The sequence below is a fragment of the Pseudomonas asiatica genome, assembly GCF_040214835.1.
Classification (GTDB): domain Bacteria; phylum Pseudomonadota; class Gammaproteobacteria; order Pseudomonadales; family Pseudomonadaceae; genus Aquipseudomonas; species Aquipseudomonas putida_Z.
In genome coordinates this window covers 4237424-4257334 of the sequence record NZ_CP157874.1, presented here as the reverse complement: position 1 = coordinate 4257334, position 19911 = coordinate 4237424, and the positions used below count along the sequence as shown (strand labels likewise).

Below are 19911 nucleotides of genomic sequence, written 5' to 3'. Positions count from 1 at the left end.
TAGGCGCCAATTGAATATCCTTGGGGTTCACCGCAGGAGCGGTCAGCATAAATGCCTGTCATGAGCGAAAGAACCACGTCGGCCAGCTGGGCATCAGGGATCGTGAAGGCACTCGAACTGGAAGGGCTGGACTGCCGGGCCATGTTCAAGCAGCTGGGGCTGGATTTCGCTGCCCTCGACGACCCCGACGCGCGCTTCACCCAGGACTCCATGACCCGGTTGTGGCAACTGGCGGTGGAACTGTCGGGCAACGAGGCCATAGGCCTGAACATGGCGCGGGTGGTGCGCCCGGCGTCGTTCCATGTGGTGGGCTATGCGTTGATGTCCAGCCGCACCCTGGCCGAAGGCTTCGAACGCCTGGTGCGTTACCAGCGCATCATCGCCGAAAGCTCCGACCTCAGCTTCGTCCTCGGCCCCGAGGGTTATTCGCTGATCCTGACCGTACACGGCGACCATCTGCCACCGACCCGGCACAGTGCCGAGGCATCGCTGGCCTGCGCGCTGGCGCTGTGCAGCTGGCTCAGCGGTCGGCCGGTGCAACCGCGCCGGGTGCTGGTGCAGGGGCCGCAGCCAAAGAATATCGAACCGTACAAGGTGGCGTTCCATTCGCCGCTGGTGTTCGGGGCACCGCACGATGCGCTGGTGTTCGAGCGCGCCGACATGGAGGCGCCGCTGCCCACCGCCAACGAAGCCATGGCCATCCTGCATGACCGCTTTGCCGGCGAATACCTGGCGCGTTTCTCGGAAAGCCGGGTCACCCACCGCGTGCGCCAGGTACTGTGCCGCATCCTGCCGCAGGGCGAGCCCAAGCGCGAAACCCTGGCCCAGGCCCTGCACCTGTCGCAGCGCACCTTGCAGCGGCGGCTGCAGGAAGAAGGTACCAGCTTCCAGACCCTGCTCGACGATACCCGCCGCGAACTGGCCGAACAGTACCTGGCGCAGCCAGGCATGACCCTGCTGGAAACCGCCTACCTGCTGGGTTTTGCCGACCCCAGCAACTTCTACCGGGCGTTCCGCCGCTGGTTCCATGCCACGCCCAGTGAGTACCGCGCCCGCCTGGGTGCCGAGCCCGAGGTGGTCAGTGACGCCAGAACGCCGGCATGCACAACACTAGCACGGTGATGATTTCCAATCGGCCGAGCAGCATGCCGCTGGCAAGAATCCACTTGGCAGCGTCCGGCAGCGTGGCGTAGTTGCCCGACGGGCCGATCACTTCACCCAGGCCCGGGCCCACACCCGAGACCGTGCCGGCAGCGCCGGTCAGGGCGGTCATCCAGTCCACGCCAAGCAACGACAGCAGCAGCGCCATGACGCAGATGGTGATGGCGAAGAAGAACGAGAAGGTCAGGATCGAACGCACGATTTCTTCGTCGAGGCGGTGGCCGTTGTACTTCTGCTTGATCACCGCGCGTGGGTGGATCAGCTGGTTGAGGCTGGCCTTGAGCAGGATGTAGGCGACCTGGAAGCGGAAGATCTTGATGCCACCTGCCGTCGAGCCGGAGCAGCCACCGACGAAGCCCAGGTAGAAGAACAGCATCAGCGAGAAGTTGCCCCACAGGCTGTAGTCACCCAGGGCGAAGCCGGTGGTGGTGACCACCGAAGTCACGTTCAGCGCCACGTGGCGCAGGGCGTCGAGCCAGTGCAGGTTGGTGGTGGCCCAGTACCAGGTGCCAAGCACCAGCCAGGTGACCACCAGCATGCCCAGCAAACCCTGCACCTGCTGGTCGCGGATCAGTGCCTTGCGGTTGCCGCGCAGGGTCGCCACGTAAAGGGTGAAGGGCAGGCTGCCGAGGATCATCACCACCACCGCGACCCAGTGCACGGCCGGGATATCCCACTTGGCCAGCGACTGGTCGGAGGTGGAAAACCCGCCAGTGGAAATCGCCGACATGGCGTGGTTGATCGCATCGAACGGGCTCATGCCGGCCCACCAGAAGCCCAGCGCGCCCAGGATCGAGAAGCCGACGTATACCCCCACGATCGACTTGGCGACCATGTGCGAGCGCGGCATGACCTTCTCCGAGCGGTCGGACGATTCGGTCTGGAACAGGCGCATGCCACCGATGCGCAGCAGCGGCAGGATCGCTACCGCCATGCCGATGAAGCCGATGCCGCCGAGCCAGTGCAGCATCGAGCGCCACATCAGGATGCCCGGTGACATGTTGTCCAGCCCGCTGAGCACCGTGGCGCCGGTGGCGGTGATGCCCGACATGCTTTCGAAGAAGGCGTCGGTATAGCTGATGTGCTGGGTCAGCAGGAACGGCAGGGCGGCGAACACGCACACCACCAGCCAGCTGCTGACGGTCAGCAGGTACATGTCGCGCGGGCGCAGGTGCACATGCTCGGGGCGGCCCTGGAGCACCAGGGCCAGGCCGGCGATGAAGGTGATCAGGCTCGACCAGAGGAACGACGGCATGTCACGGGTGCGTTCGAAGATCACCAGGGTCGCCATGGGCACGGCCATGCTGACGGCGAGGGTAATCAGGAAGATGCCGATGATGAAACCAATGATCCTTAAGGTCGGCAACGCCATGTGATCTGCTCTGACTCGAAACGGAAGGGCGCCATTCTACCTATGGGTCTGGTGATGTAAACGCTAGAATGGCGGCACATTTACCTGCCAGGAGGGTAGCCGATGGAGGCTCTCGACGCATTGCTCAACCGTGTTTCCGTGCCACGCCTGACCGACCCGGCGCCCAATGCCGCCCAGCGCGAGGCGCTGTTCCAGGCCGCCCTGCGCGCCCCGGACCACGGCCAGCTGCGGCCGTGGCGCTTTCTCACCATCGAAGGCCAGGGCCGCGAGAAGCTGGGTGAGCTGTTCGCCGAAGCGCTGCAGCACAAGGGGGATGCCAGCCAGGCTGCCCTGGACAAGGCCCGCGCCATGCCCCTGCGGGCGCCGTTTCTGATCGTGGTCGTTGCCAAGCTGCAGGACCACTTCAAGGTGCCCAAGTCCGAGCAGCGGCTGGCGGCAGGCTGTGCGGCGCACGGCATCCTGATTGCGGCGCATGCGCAAGGTATCGGTGCGGTGTGGCGCACCGGGGACATGGCTTTCGATGCCCATGTGCACAAGGGCCTGGGGCTGGCCGCGAACGAGGAGCTGATCGGGTATCTGTATGTGGGTACGCCGTTGACCGAGCCGCGCACCGCGCCGACTCTGGAAACTGCAGATTTCGTCAGTGCCTGGGGCGAGTAACGCGGCCTTGGGCTGATTGCCGTATCAAGGCATCCGGCCCTTTCGCGGGTAAACCCGCTCCCACAGGTGTTGCGCAAATTTCAGGCCTTGCACAGTACCTGTGGAATAGGCCGGGTGCCTTTACAGCACATCAACCGCCTGTCGCTCCCACAGGTGTGGCGCAAAATTCAGGCCTTGCACAGTACCTGTGGAAGTGGGCGGGTGCCTTTACAGCACATCAACCGCCCGCCGCTCCCGCATGTGTGGCGCAAATTTCAGGCCTTGCACAGGTACCTGTGGGAGCGGGTTTACCCGCGAAGAGGCCGGGAGCATTTACATCAGATCAACTGCCTGTCGCTTCAGTCACAGGCAACTCCAGCCGCGCCACAAAGCCCCCCTGTGGATGGTTCTCCAGCACCAGGCTGCCACCATGCCGCTCCGCCGCCTTGCGTGCAATCGCCAGCCCCAGCCCATGCCCCGGCGCATCCTGCCCCGGCGCACGGAAGAACGGTTCCCCCAGCTGCGCCAGGTGTTCCGCCGCCGCTCCCGGCCCATGGTCACGCACGCTGATCACGATACGGTCCTGCTCGCGCACGGCGCTGACTTCGATCGGCTGGCCCTGCGGGTTGAAGCGCAGGGCGTTGCGCAGCAGGTTGTCCACGGCACGCTCGATCAGCGTTGGCCAACCCTGCAAGGTCAACCCCGGCTGTGCCTCCAGGCGCACGTCCTGCTCTGGTGCACTGAGCTGGGCGTCCTTGCGTACGCTGCCGAGCAGGGCGTTGAGGTCGACCGGCTCGGCATGGGCCTGTTCGGCATCGACCCGCGCCAGGGCGAGAATTTCGCTGATCAGGTCTTCCAGGCGGTCGCATTCGCGGGTCAGGCGTGGCCACAGCGCCTCACGCTGCTCAGGCTCGGCGCGCTCGGCCAAGGCCAGGGCGATACGCAGCCTGGCCAGCGGCGAGCGCAGTTCGTGGGACACATCGCGCAGCAACTGGCGCTGGCTGCCGATGGTGCTTTGCAGGCGCGCGCCCATCTTGTTGAAGTCCTTGGCCAGCACGCCGAACTCGTCACGCCGCGCCGCCAGCTGCGCCAGGCTGTTCTGCTGGTAGGTGGTCTGGCCCAGGTCATGCACGGCGCTGCGCAGGCGGCTGAGCGGGCGGGTGATGGACAGGGTCACCAGCAGGCTGAACAGGGTCAGCACCACCAGGGCAATGCCCAGCGCACTGAGCGGCCACAACAGGCTTTCGCGGTGCCAGGCATCCAGCGCCGGGTGGGGGATGCGGTAGATCAGCAGGTACGTCTCGCCGGTGTCGGGGCTGGTGTATTCCTCGGTCAACCGGCGCCACGGCAGGCGCCGCTGGTCATTGTGCTGGCGTGCCTCGAAGGCCGCCGCACGGCGCGGGAAGGTGCCGGGCACCACGGCTTCGCCACTGTCGTCGAGCACCTGCACGTCGATCTTGTAGCGGTCCTTGCGCCGTTCCAGGAAGTGCTGTGCCGAAGCCAGGCCTTCCTGTTCGTAATGCTTGGCCCACTTGCTGGCCAGGGTATTCAGGCCCGGGTGGCGGCTGAGGATCCAGGCGTCCTGGTTGAGCATATGGCCCAGCAGGATCGACAGGCCCGCAACCAGGGTGATGGCCAGCCAGAAACTGGCCAGGATGCGCCAGAACAGTGAACGCAAGTGCACCTCCTGCAAACAAGAAAAGCCCGGCTCGCACTGAGGCGGGCCGGGCATCGGGCGGACAGCTTACTGGGCCTTGTTGCCTTTTTCAGCTTTCCAGGCCTGGAACTCCTGCCACTCGGCTTTCTGTGCGGCGCGTTCCTTCTGCAGTTCGTCGAACTTCTTCTGCTGCTCAGGCTTGAGCAGGGCACGGACCGCGCTGTCGGTCTTGTCGCGGTTGGCCTGCAGTTCGTCCTTCATCGCCTTCTGGTCGGCGGCCGGCAGTTTGGACAGGTAGCGCTCGGTGATGTCGCGGCGCTGTTTCATCTGCTCGCCCATCAGTTTGCCGATCTGCTGGCGCTGGTCACGGCTCAGGTCCAGCTGGTGGAAAGGCGCATCACCGCGATGATGTGGGCCGTCGTGGCGCGGGCCGCCTTCAGGCATGGCCATGGCCACGGTCGGCAGGGCGGCGGCGAACATCAGGGCGATAAGGGTCTTGCGCATGGTGTCTCTCCTTTCATGGGCCGGTGGTTACCGGATGAGCACAGTCTAGGGAGATCACCGTCAAGCGCGGTCAGTGGATGGTAAAGGCTCGGTAAAGAAGTTCAGAGGCAGTAGTAATAACCACGGCTGCGCAGGGCGACGATGCGCGGCCGGCCATCGGCGTGGGGGCCTATCTTCTTGCGCAGGTTGCTGACGTGCATGTCCAGGCTGCGGTCGTACAGGGTCAGCTTGCGGCCCAGGCCGATCTGCGCCAGTTCCTGCTTGTCCAGCGGCTCGCCGGGTTGGCGCAGCAGGGCTTCGAGAATGCGGCTTTCGGACAGGGTCAGGGTCATTTCGCGGCCATCGATGCAGGCCACGCCACGGGCAGGGCTGTAGACCAGGTCGCCCAGTTCCACCTGGCTGGTGGTGGCGGTGGGGTGGCTGCGGCGCAGCACGGCACGCAGGCGAGCGGTGAGTTCACGCGGGTCGCAGGGTTTGGCCAGATAGTCGTCGGCGCCCAGTTCCAGGCCGAGGATGCGGTCCAGCGGCTCGCCGCGGGCCGAGAGCATCAGCACCGGCAGTTCGGCATGCTCGCTGCGCAACTGCTTGAGCAGTTCCAGGCCACTGCCGTCGGGCAGCATCACGTCCAGCACCACGGCCGCCGGGGCATGCGTGGCCAGGGCCTGGCGTGCGCTCTGGCCATCGTGGCAGGCGCGCACGGTAAACCCTTCCTGGGTCAGCCAGCTGCCGAGCAGCTCGCACAGCTCCTGGTCATCATCTATCAGTAACAGCTCGCTCATGACTCACTCAATTCAACCATTGACGGCGGCTATTCGGCCCGCCAGTGGCAAAGATACCGCAGACTGATGGCAACAGTATAACTGCCGGTACCGCGTGGGCTTCTTCGCGGGCTTGCCCGCTCCCACAGGTAACCCACAAACCTCAGGACCTGTGGTGGTCCCTGTGGGAGCGGGCAAGCCCGCGAAGAAGCCCACGCGGTCTCAGATCAAGGCAGCACTTGCTTGAACGGCTTGACCACCACCTTGTCGTACACACCCGCGGCAATGTAAGGGTCGGCATCGGCCCAGGCCTGCGCCGCGGCCAGGGAGTCGAACTCGGCAACGATCAGGCTACCGCTGAAACCCGCTTCGCCCGGGTCGTTGCTGTCGATGGCCGGGTGCGGGCCTGCCAGTACCACGCGGCCCTCGGCCTTCAGCTGCTGCAGGCGTTCGATGTGCGCCGGGCGGGCGGCCAGGCGCTTTTCCAGGGAGTTTGCGACGTCGCTGGCGATGATGGCGTAGAGCATGTCAATCCTTGGGTTTGGAGGTAGAAGGGTCGTCGTGCAGGTGGCGCGACAGGTACACGCCCTGCGCTACCAGGAACATCACGGTCATGCCCAGGCTGCCGAACACCTTGAAGTCGACCCAGAAGTCCTGGAAGGTGAAGGCGACGAACAGGTTGGCCGCGCCGCAGAACAGGAAGAAGCCGATCCAGGCCAGGTTCAGGCGGGTCCAGATGGCATCGGGCAGGCTCAGGGCGTGGCCCATGATGCGCTTGATCAGCACCCGGTCGCCGATGAAGTGGCTGCCGGCGAAGCCCAGGGCGAACAGCCAGTTCACCACTGGCGCCTTCCACTTCAGGAAGGTTTCGCTGTGGAAGGTCAGGGTCAGGCCGCCGAACACCAGGCAGGCCACCAGGGTCAGCCACTGGCCCTTTTCCAGCTTGCGCTGGCGCAGGAACAGCGCGCCGTAGACCACCAGCGAGCTGATGATCAGCATGGCCGTGGCGCTGTAGATGCCGCCGAATTCGAAGCTGTGGCCGGCGACTTCCATGGGGCGCGGGTCGAGCTTGTAGACGATGAAGAACAGCAGCAGCGGGATGAAATCGATGAATTGTTTCACAATGGCAGCCAGAATCGGGATGTGACGGCATAATAACAAACATCGATTCCAGCGAAAGCGCTCCTCCATGAATGTTGATCTGCACTGTCACAGCACGGCCTCCGACGGCGCCCTGTCGCCCTCGATACTGGTCGCCCGGGCCCATGAGCATGGGGTGCAAACGCTGGCACTGACCGACCATGACACCATCGAAGGCCTGCCCGAGGCGCGCCAGGCGTGCCGCGACAAGGGCATGCACTGGGTCAGCGGGGTGGAGCTGTCGTGCACCTGGGGTGGCGCGACCATCCATGTGCTGGGCTATGACTTCCCGCTCGACGCACCGCCCCTGCTGGCGGCGATCGAAGCGCTGCACCGTGGCCGCTGGCTGCGCGCCGAAGAAATCGACAAACGGCTGGCGGCCAAGGGCATGCCCGGTACCCTCGACGGCGCTCGCGCCGTACAGCACGAACTGGGCGATAGCGGCAACGCCCCGGCGCGCCCGCATTTTGCCGAGTACCTGGTGCGTGCCGGGCACGTCAAGGACCGCGGCGAGGCGTTTCGCAAATGGCTGGGCGCCGGCAAGCTGGGGGACGTCAAGCAGCACTGGCCTACCCTCGATGAAACCGTCGCCACCCTGCGCCAGTCCAACGCTTGGGTGAGCCTGGCGCATCCCATGCACTACGATCTGACCCGCAGCAAGCGCAGAAGGCTGATTGCCGACTATATTCAGGCAGGCGGGCAGGCGCTTGAAGTGGTCAACGGGATGATGCCTGCCGAGCAGGTGGGCACCATGTCCATCCTCACCCGTGAGTTCGGCCTGCTGGCAAGCGCTGGCAGTGACTTCCACGGCCCCGGCACCTGGGGCGAGATCGGTGCCTACCGGCCTTTGCCCGAGGACCTGCCACCTCTGTGGCGCCGATTCAGCCATGAACAGCCTTTGGCGGTATGAACAGGACGACTACGTGAGCCAATTTTTCCAGATTCATCCGGAGAACCCGCAGCAGCGCCTGATCAAGCAGGCCGTCGAGATTATCCGCAAGGGCGGTGTGGTGGTGTACCCGACGGATTCGGCCTATGCGCTGGGTTGCCAGATGGGTGACAAGGCGGCCATCGAACGGGTGCGGCGCCTGCGCGGGCTGGACAAGACCCACAACTTCACCCTGATGTGCTGCGACATGTCGCAACTGGGGTTGTACGCCAAGGTCGATACCGGCACCTTCCGTCTGCTCAAGGCACATGTGCCGGGGCCTTACACGTTCATCCTCAATGGCACGCGCGAAGTGCCGCGCCTGCTGTTGCACGATAAACGCCGCACCATCGGGCTACGGGTGCCGGCCCATGCCATCACCCTGGCCTTGCTGGCTGAACTGGGCGAGCCGTTGATGAGTGTGAGCCTTATCCTGCCGGGCGACACCGAGCCAATGACCGATCCTTACGAGATCCGTGAGCGCCTGGAGCATCATGTCGACCTGGTGATCGACGGCGGTTTCGGTGACCTCAAGGCATCGACCATCATTGACCTCTCCGGTGATGAACCGGAACTGGTCCGTGAAGGCTGCGGCGACCCCACGCCGTTCCTGGTCAACGCGTGAGCCAGGTGGAAACGCCCGAGGCACCGGCCGAACAGGCCGAGTTGCCTCGCCAACTGCAATTGGCCCTGGTCTATGGCGAAGCCCTGACCGAGCTGCCGCTGGACCTGTACATCCCGCCGGACGCCCTGGAAGTCATCCTCGAAGCCTTCGAAGGCCCGCTGGACCTGTTGCTGTACCTGATCCGCAAGCAGAACATCGACATCCTCGACATCCCGGTGGCGGAAATCACCCGCCAGTACATGGGCTATGTGGAGCTGATGAAGAGCGTGCGCCTGGAGCTGGCCGCCGAATACCTGGTGATGGCTGCCATGCTCGCCGAGATCAAGTCGCGCATGTTGCTGCCGCGCTCGGCCGACGTCGAGGAGGAGGAGGGTGACCCGCGCGCCGAACTGATCCGCCGGCTGCAGGAGTACGAACGCTTCAAGGCCGCCGCCGAAGGTATCGATGAATTGCCACGGGTTGGCCGCGAGGTGGTGGTGCCGCGCCTGGAGGCACCGCAGGCCAAGGTGCGCAAGCTGTTGCCCCAGGTCAGCCTGGAAGAGCTGCTGGTGTCGATGGCCGAGGTGATGCGCCGCAACGACCTGTTCGAAAGCCATCAGATCACCCGCGAGACCTTGTCCACCCGCGAACGCATGAGCCAGGTGCTGGAACGCCTGAAGGGTGGCGGTTTCGTGCCGTTCGTCGAGCTGTTCGCCGCCGAGGAGGGCAAGCTGGGCGTGGTGGTGACCTTCATGGCGATTCTCGAGCTGGTGAAGGAATCGCTGATCGAACTGGTGCAGAATGAACCCTTCGCCGCCATCCACGTGCGGCTTCGCCCGGCGCTTGTTGAAGAACCTGATGAACCTGAATGAACCCCGCGACCTGGCGTCGCTGATCGAAGCCTTCCTGCTGGCTTCGGGCAAGCCGCAATCCCTGGAGCGCCTGTACGAACTGTTCGAGGAAGCCGAGCGACCGGAGCCCAAGGTCTTCAGGCAGGCTCTGGAGCTGCTGGGCAAGTCGTGCAATGGCCGTGCCTTCGAGCTCAAGGAGGTGGCCAGCGGTTACCGCCTGCAGATTCGCGAAGACTTTGCGCCGTGGGTCGGGCGCCTGTGGGAAGAACGCCCGCAGCGCTACTCGCGCGCGCTGCTGGAAACCCTGGCCCTGATCGCCTACCGCCAGCCCATCACCCGTGGCGAAATCGAGGATGTGCGTGGCGTGGCGGTGAACAGCAACATCATCAAGACCCTGATGGAGCGCGAGTGGATCCGCGTGGTCGGCTACCGCGAAGTGCCCGGGCGGCCGGCGATGTTCGCCACTACCAAGGCGTTTCTCGACCATTTCAACCTCAAGAGCCTGGACGAGCTGCCAGCCTTGGCCGAGCTGCGGGAGATGGAGCCCGAGCCGCTGCTCGACCCGGATGATGCGCCAGTGCCGGCGCACCTGCAGGCATTGGCGGATGCCAGCCTTGGGGAAGAGGAAGAGGTTGCCGAGCCGAAGGAGGAGACCAGCTTCCGTAGCCTGCTGGTGGAGCTGGATGCCATGGAAGAGGGGCTGAAGACCGATTTCGATGATTTGCGCGAGGAAGAGACTGAGGCTGCTGTGGAAGAGGACGGCAAGTTGCAGCCCTGAGTCTTCTGTTGTCTGTGCTGGCCCTTTCGCGGGTAAACCCGCTCCCACAGGGATATCACAGGTCCTGAGAGTGATGCGGTACTTGTGGGAGCGGGTTTACCCGCGAAGAGGCCGGTACTGCCAATACATAACCATTAGGCAGAAACCCCTCGCAATGCCCACAAAACCCTCTACCCTCCAGTGCGTTCCCCCGCCGAACCGCGTATGATGCGCGACCTTTTGGCGCGTTCGTCGCCAGAACCCTTATTTTCATTCCTACACCGGGAGGTGCCCAGATGAGTGAGCAAGACCTGCAAGATACCGAAATCACCCCTCCATCCGGCGAAAAGCTGCAGAAAGTGCTGGCGCGCATTGGCGTTGGCTCGCGCCGTGACGTCGAGGCCTGGATCAGCCAGGGCCGCATCAAGGTCAACGGCGTCGAGGCCACCCTCGGCCAGCGCGTCGACCTGCACGACGCCATTGCCGTGGATGGCAAGCTGATCAAGCGCGAAGAGGCCGCCGAGGCCACCCGCCGGGTGATCATGTACAACAAGCCCGATGGCGAAATCTGCACCCGTGACGACCCGGAAGGCCGCCCGACCGTGTTCGACCGCCTGCCACGGCCGAAAGAAGGCCGCTGGATCAACATTGGCCGCCTCGACATCAACACCACCGGCCTGCTGCTGTTCACCACCGACGGTGAACTGGCCAACCGCCTGATGCACCCGTCCTACGAGATGGACCGTGAATACGCGGTACGTGTGCGTGGTGAGGTCGACGACGAGATGGTCGAGCGCCTGAAGGCCGGCGTGATGCTGGAAGATGGCCCGGCCAAGTTCACCGACATCCAGAAGGCACCAGGTGGCGAAGGTTTCAACCACTGGTACCACTGCGTGGTGATGGAAGGCCGCAACCGTGAAGTGCGTCGCCTGTGGGAGTCCCAGGGCATGGTGGTCAGCCGCCTGAAGCGCGTGCGTTTCGGCCCGGTGTTCCTCAACTCCGACCTGCCGATGGGCCGCTGGCGTGAAATGAGCCAGGGCGAAATCGACATCCTCGCTGCTGAAGTGGGCCTGCAGCCGGTGGCGCTGCCAGCCATGAAGCTCAAGGCCAAGGACAAGATGGAGCGCCTGCAGCGCAAATCGACCCGCCCGCTGGGCCGTGGCGAGCGCGTGCGCAACCTGCGCCCGGCTCACGAAGGTGCTGCTGCCGGCGAACGCCCTGCGCGCCAGACGCGCGAAGAGGCCCCGCGCAAGACCGGCCGTGGCAGCACCGTGGCCGAGCGCCCGAGCGAGATGCGCAAGCGTCCGGCCAAGCCTGAAGGTGACAAGCCGGCAGGGCGTGGCCGCGGCAAACCGCGTGGTTGATTGGCCTTTGCGTTGAAAGAGAACCAGCCTTCGGGCTGGTTTTTTATGCCTGTGAGATTTTGGGGCTGCTGCGCAGCCCATCGCGACACAAGGCCGCTCCTACTGAAATTGACGCGGTCCCTGTAGGAGCGGCCTTGTGTCGCGATGGGCCGCAAAGCGGCCCCAAGACATTGAACAAAAAGAATTTTCGGACGACTGGCAAGTTCCCGAACCACCCTGTAAAGAAAATTGTACGAATGTGGTCGATTTCAGCCCGGATTTCAGATTAAGTCGAATCGTGTAAACAAACCTTGCCGCCGACTCCCCGTCAAAACAGCCAGCCAAGCCCCGCCCACCCTTGCCCAAAGCCCCGCCCCACGGTGTTATAGCCGCCATTGCCGTGTGCAAAGCCTGTCCACAGAGCCAGGCTGACAAAACAACAAATGGAGGCGCCATGTACGCCGATCACTTCGCCTTTCAAGGCCCACACCACAGGATCGCTGCGTTTTTTCCCGAGGAAACGATGCAACGCGTTGACGCCTGCGCGTTTGCAGGGGTATACAGTGCGCCGCGTTTTACCTGTGACTCCCTTGCGTACCGCGCACTCTTGATCACGCCTGGTTGACCCGCCCCGGCGGCACCTGAGGTCAGGAAACCCAAGGTAACCACCTTGCCCATTCCGCTGCGCCACGAGCGCGGTGGGTCCGATTCCGTCACAGATAAAAACAATGCAGGTGACTTCGTTCATGAGTGGACAAAACATGCATTCAGGCGAGCTCAAGCGGGGCCTGAAGAACCGCCATATCCAGTTGATCGCCCTCGGCGGTGCGATTGGTACCGGCCTGTTCCTCGGCTCGGCAGGCGTGATGAAATCCGCTGGCCCGTCGATGATCCTTGGCTACGCCATCTGCGGCTTCATCGCCTTCATGATCATGCGCCAGCTCGGCGAAATGATCGTCGAAGAGCCGGTGGCCGGCTCGTTCAGCCATTTCGCCCACACCTACTGGGGTGGTTTCGCCGGCTTCCTGTCGGGCTGGAACTGCTGGGTGCTGTACATCCTGGTGGGCATGTCGGAGCTTTCGGCGGTCGGCAAATATGTCCACTACTGGTGGCCGGAGATCCCTACCTGGGTCACGGCGGCAGCGTTCTTCGTGCTGATCAACGCCATCAACCTGATGAACGTGAAGTTCTTCGGTGAGGCCGAATTCTGGTTTGCCATCATCAAGGTGGTGGCCATCGTCAGCATGATCGGCCTGGGTGCCTACCTGCTGACCAGCGGCAGCGGCGGCCCTGAAGCCACCGTGGCCAACCTGTGGTCGCACGGCGGCTTCTTCCCGAACGGTGTCAGCGGGCTGGTGATGGCCCTGGCCTTTATCATGTTCTCCTTCGGTGGCCTGGAAATGCTCGGCTTCACCGCTGCCGAGGCCGACAAGCCGAAGACCGTGATCCCCAAGGCGATCAACCAGGTCATCTACCGTATCCTGATCTTCTATGTCGGTGCCCTGGTGGTGCTGCTGTCGCTGACCCCCTGGGACAACCTGGTCGCCAGCATCGATGCGTCCGGCGGCAGCTATGGCAGCAGCCCGTTCGTGCAGGTGTTCTCGCTGCTGGGCAGTGATGTGGCTGCGCACCTGCTGAACTTCGTGGTCCTGACTGCAGCGCTGTCGGTGTACAACAGCGGCACCTACTGCAACGCCCGCATGCTGCTGGGCATGGCCGAACAAGGTGACGCCCCGGCGTCGCTGGCCAAGGTCGACAGCCGCGGTGTACCGGTGCGCTCGATCCTGGTGTCGGCAGGCGTGACGCTGATCGCGGTGCTGCTCAACTACCTGATGCCGCAAAACGCGCTGGAGCTGCTGATGTCGCTGGTAGTGGCCACCCTGGTGATCAACTGGGCGATGATCAGCTACTCGCACCTGAAGTTCCGCCAGCACCTGGACCGCACTGGCCAGAAGCCGCTGTTCAAGGCGCTGTGGTACCCCTATGGCAACTACATCTGCCTGGCGTTCGTGGTGCTGATTCTGGGCATCATGGCGATGATCCCGGGTATCCAGGTTTCCGTGTATGCGATCCCGGTGTGGCTGTTCGCCATGTTCGTGGTCTACATGGTCAAGCCGCGTCGCAGGGCGCAGGCGCTTGGGGCTGCTGGTAGCGTGGCCAAGTAAGGCGCTGCAGGTAGCGTACAAATAACCCGAAGTCAGGAACTGGCTTCGGGTTTTTTATTGCCTGTACCGGCCTTTTCGCGGGTAAACCCGCTCCTACAGGGACATCACCTGACCTGAAAGCAGCGCTATACCTGTGGGAGCGGGTTTACCCGCGAAGAGGCCGGCACAGGCAAAAATCAGATCTGCTCCAGCAACCAGCTGCGAAACGCCCGCAGCGACGGCAACGCCTCATTGCGCGGTGGGTAGATCAGGTAATAACTGCGCTGGCTGGCAAATGCCACCCCGGGGCTGTATAGCTCACCCTTGGCCAGTTCTTCCTCCACCAGTATGCGCGGCACCAGGCCGATGCCGATCCCGGCGCGTACCGCCTGGATCAGGTGCGAGGTCAGCTCGAAGCTCGGCCCCAGGCGCATCGCCCGGTGCGCCAGGCCATGGTGCGAGAACCACTCGCCCCAGGCATGCGGGTTGTTGGCCACATTCAGCAGCACCTCTTCACTGATGCGTGCAGGGTTCCAGCCCTGGCTGTCCGCGCCAGCCTCCGGCGGCAATATCACCACCAGTTCCTCGGCATGCAGGCGATGGCAGATCAACCCCGGCAGGTCGTGGCTGGCCACGCCGATGGCGGCATCGATCTCGCTGGTGTCGAAGTTGATGGCTTCGATGCGTGAATGTATGTGCACCAGCATGCCCGGGTGGGCGCTGTAGAAGGCGTGCAGCCGTGGCAGCAGCCATTTCGAGCCGAAGGTGGGCAAGGTGGCCAGGCGCAAGGTGCCCACCCCCGACTGGTAGGCCAGTGCCTGCAAGGTGGCGCTGCGGATGCGCCCCAGTGCCTCGCTGAGCTCGCGCTGGTACAGGCGGCCGACATCGGTCAGCTGCACCTGGCGCCCCTCGCGGCGGAACAGGGTCAGGCCCAGTTGCTGCTCCAGCGCCTGCACCTGGCGGCTGACCGCGCTCTGGGTCAGCGACAGCTCGGCGGCGGCGCGGGTGTAGCTTTCATGCCGGGCGGCAGCCTCGAAAGCCAGTAGCAGCGACATGGATGGGGTCAGATGGCGGTAATTCATTCATGAAAGTCATTAATAGCGGCAGGATTATCCGTTTGCCCCTGAAGCGAAACTACAGGAACATTGGCCTATACGTCATCCCTGCATGCCATAACCCATGCCGGAACGACAGGAATCCCGTGAATTAGCCAATATCAAGAGGCCATCCTTCGATGATCGCCCAGCTGTCGACCGTTGCCCCGAGCGCCAACTACCCCGAATTCCTCGAAGCCCTGCGCAACAGCGGCTTCCGTGGCCAGATCAGTGCCGACTACGGTACCCGCACGGTGCTGGCCACCGACAACTCGATCTACCAGCGCTTGCCACAGGCGGCGGTGTTCCCGCTGGACGCCGACGATGTGGCGCGGGTCGCCACGCTGATGGCCGAGGAGCGCTTCCAGCAGGTCAAGCTGACCCCGCGCGGCGGTGGTACCGGCACCAACGGGCAGTCGCTGACCGACGGTATCGTCGTCGACCTGTCGCGGCACATGAACAAGATCCTCGAAATCAACGTCGAGGAACGCTGGGTGCGGGTGCAGGCCGGTACCGTCAAGGACCAGCTCAACGCCGCGCTCAAGCCGCACGGGCTGTTCTTCGCCCCCGAGCTATCCACCTCCAACCGCGCCACTGTCGGCGGCATGATCAACACTGATGCCAGTGGCCAGGGCAGCTGCACCTATGGCAAGACCCGCGACCACGTACTGGAGCTGCACAGCGTGCTGCTCGGTGGCGAGCGCCTGCACAGCCTGCCGATCGACGATGCCGCGCTGGAACAGGCCTGTGCCGCGCCCGGCCGGGTCGGCGAGGTGTACCGCATGGCGCGGGAAATCCAGGAAACCCAGGCCGACCTCATCGAAACCACCTTCCCCAAGCTCAACCGTTGCCTGACCGGCTACGACCTGGCGCACCTGCGCGACGAGCAGGGCCGCTTCAACCTCAACAGCGTGCTGTGCGGTGCCGAGGGCTCGCTGGGCTATGTGGTCGAAGCCAAGCTCAATGTGCTGCCGATCCCCAAGTACGCCGTGCTGGTCAACGTGCGCTACACCAGCTTCATGGATGCACTGCGTGATGCCAACGCGCTGATGGCGCACAAGCCGCTGTCGATCGAGACCGTCGACTCCAAGGTGCTGATGCTGGCGATGAAGGATATCGTCTGGCACAGCGTCGCCGAATACTTCCCGGCCGACCCCGAGCGCCCGACCCTGGGCATCAACCTGGTGGAGTTCTGCGGCGACGAGCCGGCCGAGGTCAATGCCAAGGTGCAAGCGTTCATCCAGCACCTGCAGAACGACACCAGCGTCGAGCGCCTGGGCCATACCCTGGCCGAGGGCGCCGAGGCGGTGACCCGCGTCTACACCATGCGTAAACGTTCGGTGGGCCTGCTGGGCAACGTCGAGGGCGAAGTACGCCCGCAACCGTTCGTGGAAGACACCGCGGTACCGCCGGAGCAACTGGCCGACTATATCGCCGACTTCCGTGCACTGCTCGATGGCTACGGCCTGGCCTATGGCATGTTCGGCCACGTCGATGCCGGCGTGCTGCACGTGCGCCCGGCGCTGGACATGAAGGACCCGGCCCAGGCCGCACTGGTCAAGCCGATTTCCGACGCCGTGGCGGCGCTGACCAAAAGCTATGGCGGCTTGCTGTGGGGCGAGCACGGCAAGGGCCTGCGTTCTGAATACGTGCCGGAGTACTTCGGCGAGCTGTACCCGGCGCTGCAGCGCCTTAAAGGCGCCTTCGACCCACACAACCAGCTCAACCCGGGCAAGATCTGCACCCCGTTGGGCAGTGCCGAAGGCCTGACCCCGGTCGATGGCGTGACCCTGCGCGGCGATCTCGACCGCACCATCGACGAGCGCGTGTGGCAGGACTTCCCCAGCGCCGTGCACTGCAACGGCAACGGCGCCTGCTACAACTACGACCCCAACGACGCCATGTGCCCGTCGTGGAAGGCCACCCGCGAGCGCCAGCACTCGCCCAAGGGCCGTGCCTCGCTGATGCGCGAATGGCTGCGCCTGCAGGGCGAAGCCGATATCGACGTGCTGGCGGCGGCACGCAACAAGGTGTCTTGGCTCAAGGGCCTGCCGGCACGCCTGCGCAACAACCGTGCGCGCAGCCAGGGCCAGGAAGACTTCTCCCATGAGGTGTACGACGCCATGGCCGGCTGCTTGGCGTGCAAGTCGTGCGCCGGGCAGTGCCCGATCAAGGTCAACGTGCCGGACTTCCGCTCGCGCTTCCTCGAGCTGTACCACGGCCGCTACCAGCGCCCGCTGCGTGACTACCTGATCGGTTCGCTGGAGTTCACCATCCCGTACCTGGCCCACGCGCCCGGGCTGTACAACGCGGTGATGGGCTCGAAGTGGGTGAGCAAGCTGCTGGCCGACAAGGTCGGCATGGTCGACAGCCCGCTGATCAGTCGCTTCAACTTCCAGGCCACCCTGACCCGCTGCCGCGTCGGCGTGGCCAGCGTGCCGGCCCTGCGTGAACTGACCCCGGCCCAGCGCGAGCGCAGCATCGTGCTGGTGCAGGATGCATTTACCCGTTACTTCGAGACACCGCTGCTGTCGGCCTTCATCGACCTGGCGCACCGCCTGGGCCACCGGGTGTTCCTGGCGCCGTACAGTGCCAACGGCAAGCCACTGCACGTTCAGGGCTTCCTCGGTGCGTTCGCCAAGGCGGCGATCCGCAATGCCACCCAGCTCAAGGCCCTGGCCAAGTGCGGCGTGCCGCTGGTGGGCCTGGACCCGGCAATGACCCTGGTGTATCGCCAGGAGTACCAGAAAGTGCCGGGCCTGGATGGCTGCCCGCAGGTGCTGTTGCCGCAGGAGTGGTTGATGGATGTGCTGCCGGAGCAGGCACCGACCGCGCCGGGCAATTTCCGCCTGATGGCGCACTGCACCGAGAAGACCAACGTGCCGGCCAGCACCAGGCAGTGGGAGCAGGTGTTCGCCCGCCTTGGCCTGAAGCTGGTGACCGAGGCGACTGGCTGCTGCGGTATGTCCGGTACCTATGGGCACGAGGCGCGTAACCAGGACACCTCGCGGACCATCTTCGAGCAGTCGTGGGCGACCAAGCTGGACAAGGAAGGCGAGCCGCTGGCGACCGGTTACTCGTGCCGCAGCCAGGTCAAGCGCATGACCGAGCGGCAGATGCGCCACCCGCTGGAAGTGGTGCTGCAGTACGCTCAGCGCTGACCTTCACGGCCCCGGGGGCTGCCTTGCAGCCCATCGCGACACAAGGCCGCTCCTACAAGAGATCGCGTTTTTCTTGTAGGAGCGGCCTTGTGTCGCGAAAGGGGCGCAACGCGCCCCCCCTGTTTTTAAAGACCCCGCTGACGCCGCACCTGCCTGTACAGATACAGGCTCAACACCAGCCCGCAAGCCGCCGCCGCTGCCGCAAACAGAAACATCGAAGCAAACCCGAACCCCGCCGCCACCGCGCCCACCAGCGGCCCGGTCACCCCCAGCGACAAATCGATGAACAGCGAATAAGCCCCCACCGCCGCCCCGCGGTTGGCCGCCGACACCTGGTTCACCGCCTCCACCCCCAGTGCCGGGAACACCAGCGAGAAGCCGAACCCGCTCAGTGCGGCCCCCGCCAACGCCAGTTCGGCGCTGGGCGCCAGCCACAGCATCAGCAGCCCGAGTGTTTCCACCGACAGGCAGGCGATCGCCACCCGGAACCCGCCAAGCCGGTTGATCAGGTTGCCGAACAGTAGTCGCGCACTGATGAAGCTGGCGCCAAACAGGCTCAGGGTCAGTGCCGCATTGGCCCAGCCGCGGCTGGCGTAATACAAGGTGATGAAGGTGGCGATGGTGCCAAAGCCGATCGAGCCCAGGGCAAGCCCCGAGCCGTGCGGGAACACCTTGCCCAGCACCCGCAGGAACGGCAGGCGCACGCCACTGACGATCGGTGCGGCCTGTTTGGGCCAGGCCAGCAGCAACCCGAGCGCACACAGCAGGATGATGCTCACGCCCATGCTCCACAGGCCCAGGCTCTTGACCATCAGCACGCCCAACGGAGCGCCGATGGCCAGCGCGCCATAGCTGGCGATGCCGTTCCAGGAAATGACCTTGGCCGTGTTTTCGGCACCTACGCGGCCAATGCCCCAGCCAATCGCACCGGAGCCCACCAGGCTTTCCGCACTGCCGAGCACCAGGCGGCCGACCAGCAGGCAGGCCAGGCTCAGCCAGGGCAGGTGGGTGAGGAAGGCGCAGGCCAGCATGAACACCCCGCTGAGCCCGCAGCCGGCCAGGCCATACATGACCGCCTTCTTGCTGCCGTGGTTGTCGATGATGCGGCTGGCGGTGGGGCGGCTGAGCAGGGTGGCCAGGTACTGCACGCTGATCACCAGGCCCGCGACCACGGCACTGAAGCCCAGGTCGTTGTGCACATAGCCGGGCAATACGGCCAGCGGGATGCCGATGTTCAGGTAGCCGATGAAGGTGAAGAGGACGATGGAGACGACTTGCAGGGTGACCGCAAGGGGGCGCGGTGAGTGGGGCATGAGGGCCTACGTGGGTTCTGGACGGTGTGAAAACGTGATGACGGGGTAGCCCGCAGGTCAGCCGTTTTCACACAGTCGGGGATGCGCGGTTATTCCTGGTCAGCGCTGGATTGATCGTCACCATCCTGCTCGACGGCAGCTGCCGGTTCGGCGTGAACGGTCACGGTTGGCTCTTCTGGGTTCAGGCTTGGGAAGGGAAGATTCGGGATTTCATGCATCTCGTCGTTCCTCGCAAGTGTGAGTGAAAAGTCTGCGCCAGGCGCGTTTGAAGCTTCGCAAAGCTGGGGCAGGATACACAAGTCTGGATGACAGTTTGGATTTTTTAGCGGTCGCTTGTCGGTTTTGCGGGCGAACAGCGGACATGTTTCCTGCAAAAAACTGGGGCCCCTGTGGGAGCGGGTTTACCCGCGAACACCGGCGAAGCCGGTGCCATGCACCGCGTTGTCTGCTTCGCGGGTGAACCCGCTCCCACAGGCCCCAGTTTC

19 protein-coding genes are annotated in these 19911 nt (G+C 64.4%); 9 read left to right on the top strand and 10 right to left on the bottom strand.

The genetic code is table 11. From position 1 onward, the window contains the following. The first annotated feature begins 60 nt into the window (after positions 1-60). The gene (locus ABNP31_RS19075; protein ID WP_085663950.1) at positions 61-1122 is read left to right on the top strand and encodes an AraC family transcriptional regulator; all 1062 of its coding nucleotides are present in this window, start codon (positions 61-63) and stop codon (positions 1120-1122) included. Here ABNP31_RS19075 and ABNP31_RS19070 read toward each other — a convergent pair. Continuing rightward, a complete protein-coding gene (locus ABNP31_RS19070) occupies positions 1079-2533 on the bottom strand; it encodes a TrkH family potassium uptake protein (RefSeq protein WP_013973677.1) in 1455 nt (484 codons plus the stop codon). The two genes, ABNP31_RS19075 and ABNP31_RS19070, sit on opposite strands and share 44 nt — an antisense overlap. A 102-nt stretch (positions 2534-2635) precedes the next feature. On the opposite strand from ABNP31_RS19070, the gene ABNP31_RS19065 reads away from it, so the two are divergent. Continuing rightward, positions 2636-3193 carry a nitroreductase family protein gene (locus ABNP31_RS19065; RefSeq protein WP_350012662.1) on the top strand — a complete coding sequence of 186 codons (558 nt, stop codon included), beginning with the start codon at positions 2636-2638 and terminating at the stop codon, positions 3191-3193. Between the two features lie 322 nt (positions 3194-3515). On the opposite strand, the gene ABNP31_RS19060 is transcribed toward ABNP31_RS19065, so the two are convergent. The 5 genes from ABNP31_RS19060 to ABNP31_RS19040 all read right to left on the bottom strand — a co-directional run bounded on the left by ABNP31_RS19060 (position 3516) and on the right by ABNP31_RS19040 (position 7213). Further along, positions 3516-4856 carry a sensor histidine kinase gene (locus tag ABNP31_RS19060; protein WP_085663952.1) on the bottom strand — a complete coding sequence of 447 codons (1341 nt, stop codon included), beginning with the start codon at positions 4854-4856 and terminating at the stop codon, positions 3516-3518. Between the two features lie 60 nt (positions 4857-4916). Further along, entirely contained in the window at positions 4917-5333 is a 417-nt protein-coding gene (locus ABNP31_RS19055) for a Spy/CpxP family protein refolding chaperone (RefSeq protein WP_025340137.1), read from the bottom strand. 101 nt (positions 5334-5434) lie between these two features. Further along, on the bottom strand, positions 5435-6112 hold the full coding sequence (locus ABNP31_RS19050) for a response regulator transcription factor (protein ID WP_085663953.1): 678 nt from the start codon (positions 6110-6112) through the stop codon (positions 5435-5437). A gap of 206 nt (positions 6113-6318) precedes the next feature. Next, positions 6319-6618, bottom strand: coding sequence for a YciI family protein (locus ABNP31_RS19045; protein ID WP_015271283.1), 300 nt, complete (start codon positions 6616-6618; stop codon positions 6319-6321). Between the two features lies 1 nt (position 6619). Then, a complete protein-coding gene (locus ABNP31_RS19040) occupies positions 6620-7213 on the bottom strand; it encodes a septation protein A (RefSeq protein ID WP_003259096.1) in 594 nt (197 codons plus the stop codon). Positions 7214-7280: 67 nt separating this feature from the next. On the opposite strand from ABNP31_RS19040, the gene ABNP31_RS19035 reads away from it, so the two are divergent. From ABNP31_RS19035 to rluB, 5 genes are all read left to right on the top strand, one after another. Beyond that, entirely contained in the window at positions 7281-8141 is an 861-nt protein-coding gene (locus ABNP31_RS19035) for a PHP domain-containing protein (protein ID WP_023661025.1), read from the top strand. A gap of 13 nt (positions 8142-8154) precedes the next feature. After that, a complete protein-coding gene (locus ABNP31_RS19030) occupies positions 8155-8784 on the top strand; it encodes an L-threonylcarbamoyladenylate synthase (RefSeq protein ID WP_038408376.1) in 630 nt (209 codons plus the stop codon). A 125-nt stretch (positions 8785-8909) separates the two neighbouring features. Continuing rightward, positions 8910-9635, top strand: a complete 726-nt coding sequence (locus ABNP31_RS19025; protein ID WP_162276787.1) for a segregation and condensation protein A — start codon at positions 8910-8912, stop codon at positions 9633-9635. Continuing rightward, positions 9622-10392: an SMC-Scp complex subunit ScpB gene (scpB, locus tag ABNP31_RS19020; protein WP_274079293.1), complete on the top strand. Its 771-nt coding sequence runs from the start codon at positions 9622-9624 to the stop codon at positions 10390-10392. The genes ABNP31_RS19025 and scpB overlap by 14 nt, the downstream gene beginning before the upstream one ends. Before the next feature lie 275 nt (positions 10393-10667). After that, on the top strand, positions 10668-11735 hold the full coding sequence (gene rluB, locus ABNP31_RS19015) for a 23S rRNA pseudouridine(2605) synthase RluB (protein WP_350012661.1): 1068 nt from the start codon (positions 10668-10670) through the stop codon (positions 11733-11735). A gap of 307 nt (positions 11736-12042) precedes the next feature. Here rluB and ABNP31_RS19010 read toward each other — a convergent pair whose 3' ends face one another. Beyond that, a complete protein-coding gene (locus ABNP31_RS19010; protein WP_350012660.1) occupies positions 12043-12462 on the bottom strand; it encodes a hypothetical protein in 420 nt (139 codons plus the stop codon). Between ABNP31_RS19010 and ABNP31_RS19005 the strand changes: the two genes are divergently transcribed. Then, positions 12461-13879, top strand: coding sequence for an amino acid permease (locus tag ABNP31_RS19005; protein WP_075047028.1), 1419 nt, complete (start codon positions 12461-12463; stop codon positions 13877-13879). The two genes, ABNP31_RS19010 and ABNP31_RS19005, sit on opposite strands and share 2 nt — an antisense overlap. 176 nt (positions 13880-14055) lie before the next feature. Here the strand turns inward: ABNP31_RS19005 and ABNP31_RS19000 are convergent, their stop codons facing one another. Continuing rightward, the gene (locus tag ABNP31_RS19000) at positions 14056-14940 is read right to left on the bottom strand and encodes a LysR substrate-binding domain-containing protein (protein ID WP_085663958.1); all 885 of its coding nucleotides are present in this window, start codon (positions 14938-14940) and stop codon (positions 14056-14058) included. A 152-nt stretch (positions 14941-15092) separates the two neighbouring features. On the opposite strand from ABNP31_RS19000, the gene ydiJ reads away from it, so the two are divergent. Next, positions 15093-18113 (top strand): D-2-hydroxyglutarate dehydrogenase YdiJ, encoded by a 3021-nt coding sequence (gene ydiJ / locus ABNP31_RS18995; protein WP_350012659.1) that lies wholly within the window; start codon positions 15093-15095, stop codon positions 18111-18113. Positions 18114-18238: 125 nt separating this feature from the next. Here the strand turns inward: ydiJ and ABNP31_RS18990 are convergent, their stop codons facing one another. Further along, positions 18239-19426, bottom strand: coding sequence for an MFS transporter (locus tag ABNP31_RS18990; RefSeq protein WP_350012658.1), 1188 nt, complete (start codon positions 19424-19426; stop codon positions 18239-18241). Between the two features lie 89 nt (positions 19427-19515). After that, the gene (locus tag ABNP31_RS18985; RefSeq protein WP_015271274.1) at positions 19516-19644 is read right to left on the bottom strand and encodes a hypothetical protein; all 129 of its coding nucleotides are present in this window, start codon (positions 19642-19644) and stop codon (positions 19516-19518) included. Positions 19645-19911: the final 267 nt, after the last annotated feature.

Excerpts from the sequence above, each read along its gene's own strand:
- ABNP31_RS19075 (WP_085663950.1), top strand. The coding sequence starts at position 61 with ATGAGCGAAAGAACCACGTCGGCCAGCTGGGCATCAGGGATCGTGAAG.
- ABNP31_RS19070 (WP_013973677.1), bottom strand. The coding sequence starts at position 2,533 with ATGGCGTTGCCGACCTTAAGGATCATTGGTTTCATCATCGGCATCTTC.
- ABNP31_RS19065 (WP_350012662.1), top strand. The coding sequence starts at position 2,636 with ATGGAGGCTCTCGACGCATTGCTCAACCGTGTTTCCGTGCCACGCCTG.
- ABNP31_RS19055 (WP_025340137.1), bottom strand. The coding sequence starts at position 5,333 with ATGCGCAAGACCCTTATCGCCCTGATGTTCGCCGCCGCCCTGCCGACC.
- ABNP31_RS19050 (WP_085663953.1), bottom strand. The coding sequence starts at position 6,112 with ATGAGCGAGCTGTTACTGATAGATGATGACCAGGAGCTGTGCGAGCTG.
- ABNP31_RS19045 (WP_015271283.1), bottom strand. The coding sequence starts at position 6,618 with ATGCTCTACGCCATCATCGCCAGCGACGTCGCAAACTCCCTGGAAAAG.
- ABNP31_RS19035 (WP_023661025.1), top strand. The coding sequence starts at position 7,281 with ATGAATGTTGATCTGCACTGTCACAGCACGGCCTCCGACGGCGCCCTG.
- scpB (WP_274079293.1), top strand. The coding sequence starts at position 9,622 with ATGAACCTGAATGAACCCCGCGACCTGGCGTCGCTGATCGAAGCCTTC.
- rluB (WP_350012661.1), top strand. The coding sequence starts at position 10,668 with ATGAGTGAGCAAGACCTGCAAGATACCGAAATCACCCCTCCATCCGGC.
- ABNP31_RS19005 (WP_075047028.1), top strand. The coding sequence starts at position 12,461 with ATGAGTGGACAAAACATGCATTCAGGCGAGCTCAAGCGGGGCCTGAAG.
- ABNP31_RS19010 (WP_350012660.1), bottom strand. The coding sequence starts at position 12,462 with ATGAACGAAGTCACCTGCATTGTTTTTATCTGTGACGGAATCGGACCC.
- ABNP31_RS19000 (WP_085663958.1), bottom strand. The coding sequence starts at position 14,940 with ATGAATTACCGCCATCTGACCCCATCCATGTCGCTGCTACTGGCTTTC.
- ydiJ (WP_350012659.1), top strand. The coding sequence starts at position 15,093 with ATGATCGCCCAGCTGTCGACCGTTGCCCCGAGCGCCAACTACCCCGAA.
- ABNP31_RS18990 (WP_350012658.1), bottom strand. The coding sequence starts at position 19,426 with ATGCCCCACTCACCGCGCCCCCTTGCGGTCACCCTGCAAGTCGTCTCC.
- ABNP31_RS18985 (WP_015271274.1), bottom strand. The coding sequence starts at position 19,644 with ATGCATGAAATCCCGAATCTTCCCTTCCCAAGCCTGAACCCAGAAGAG.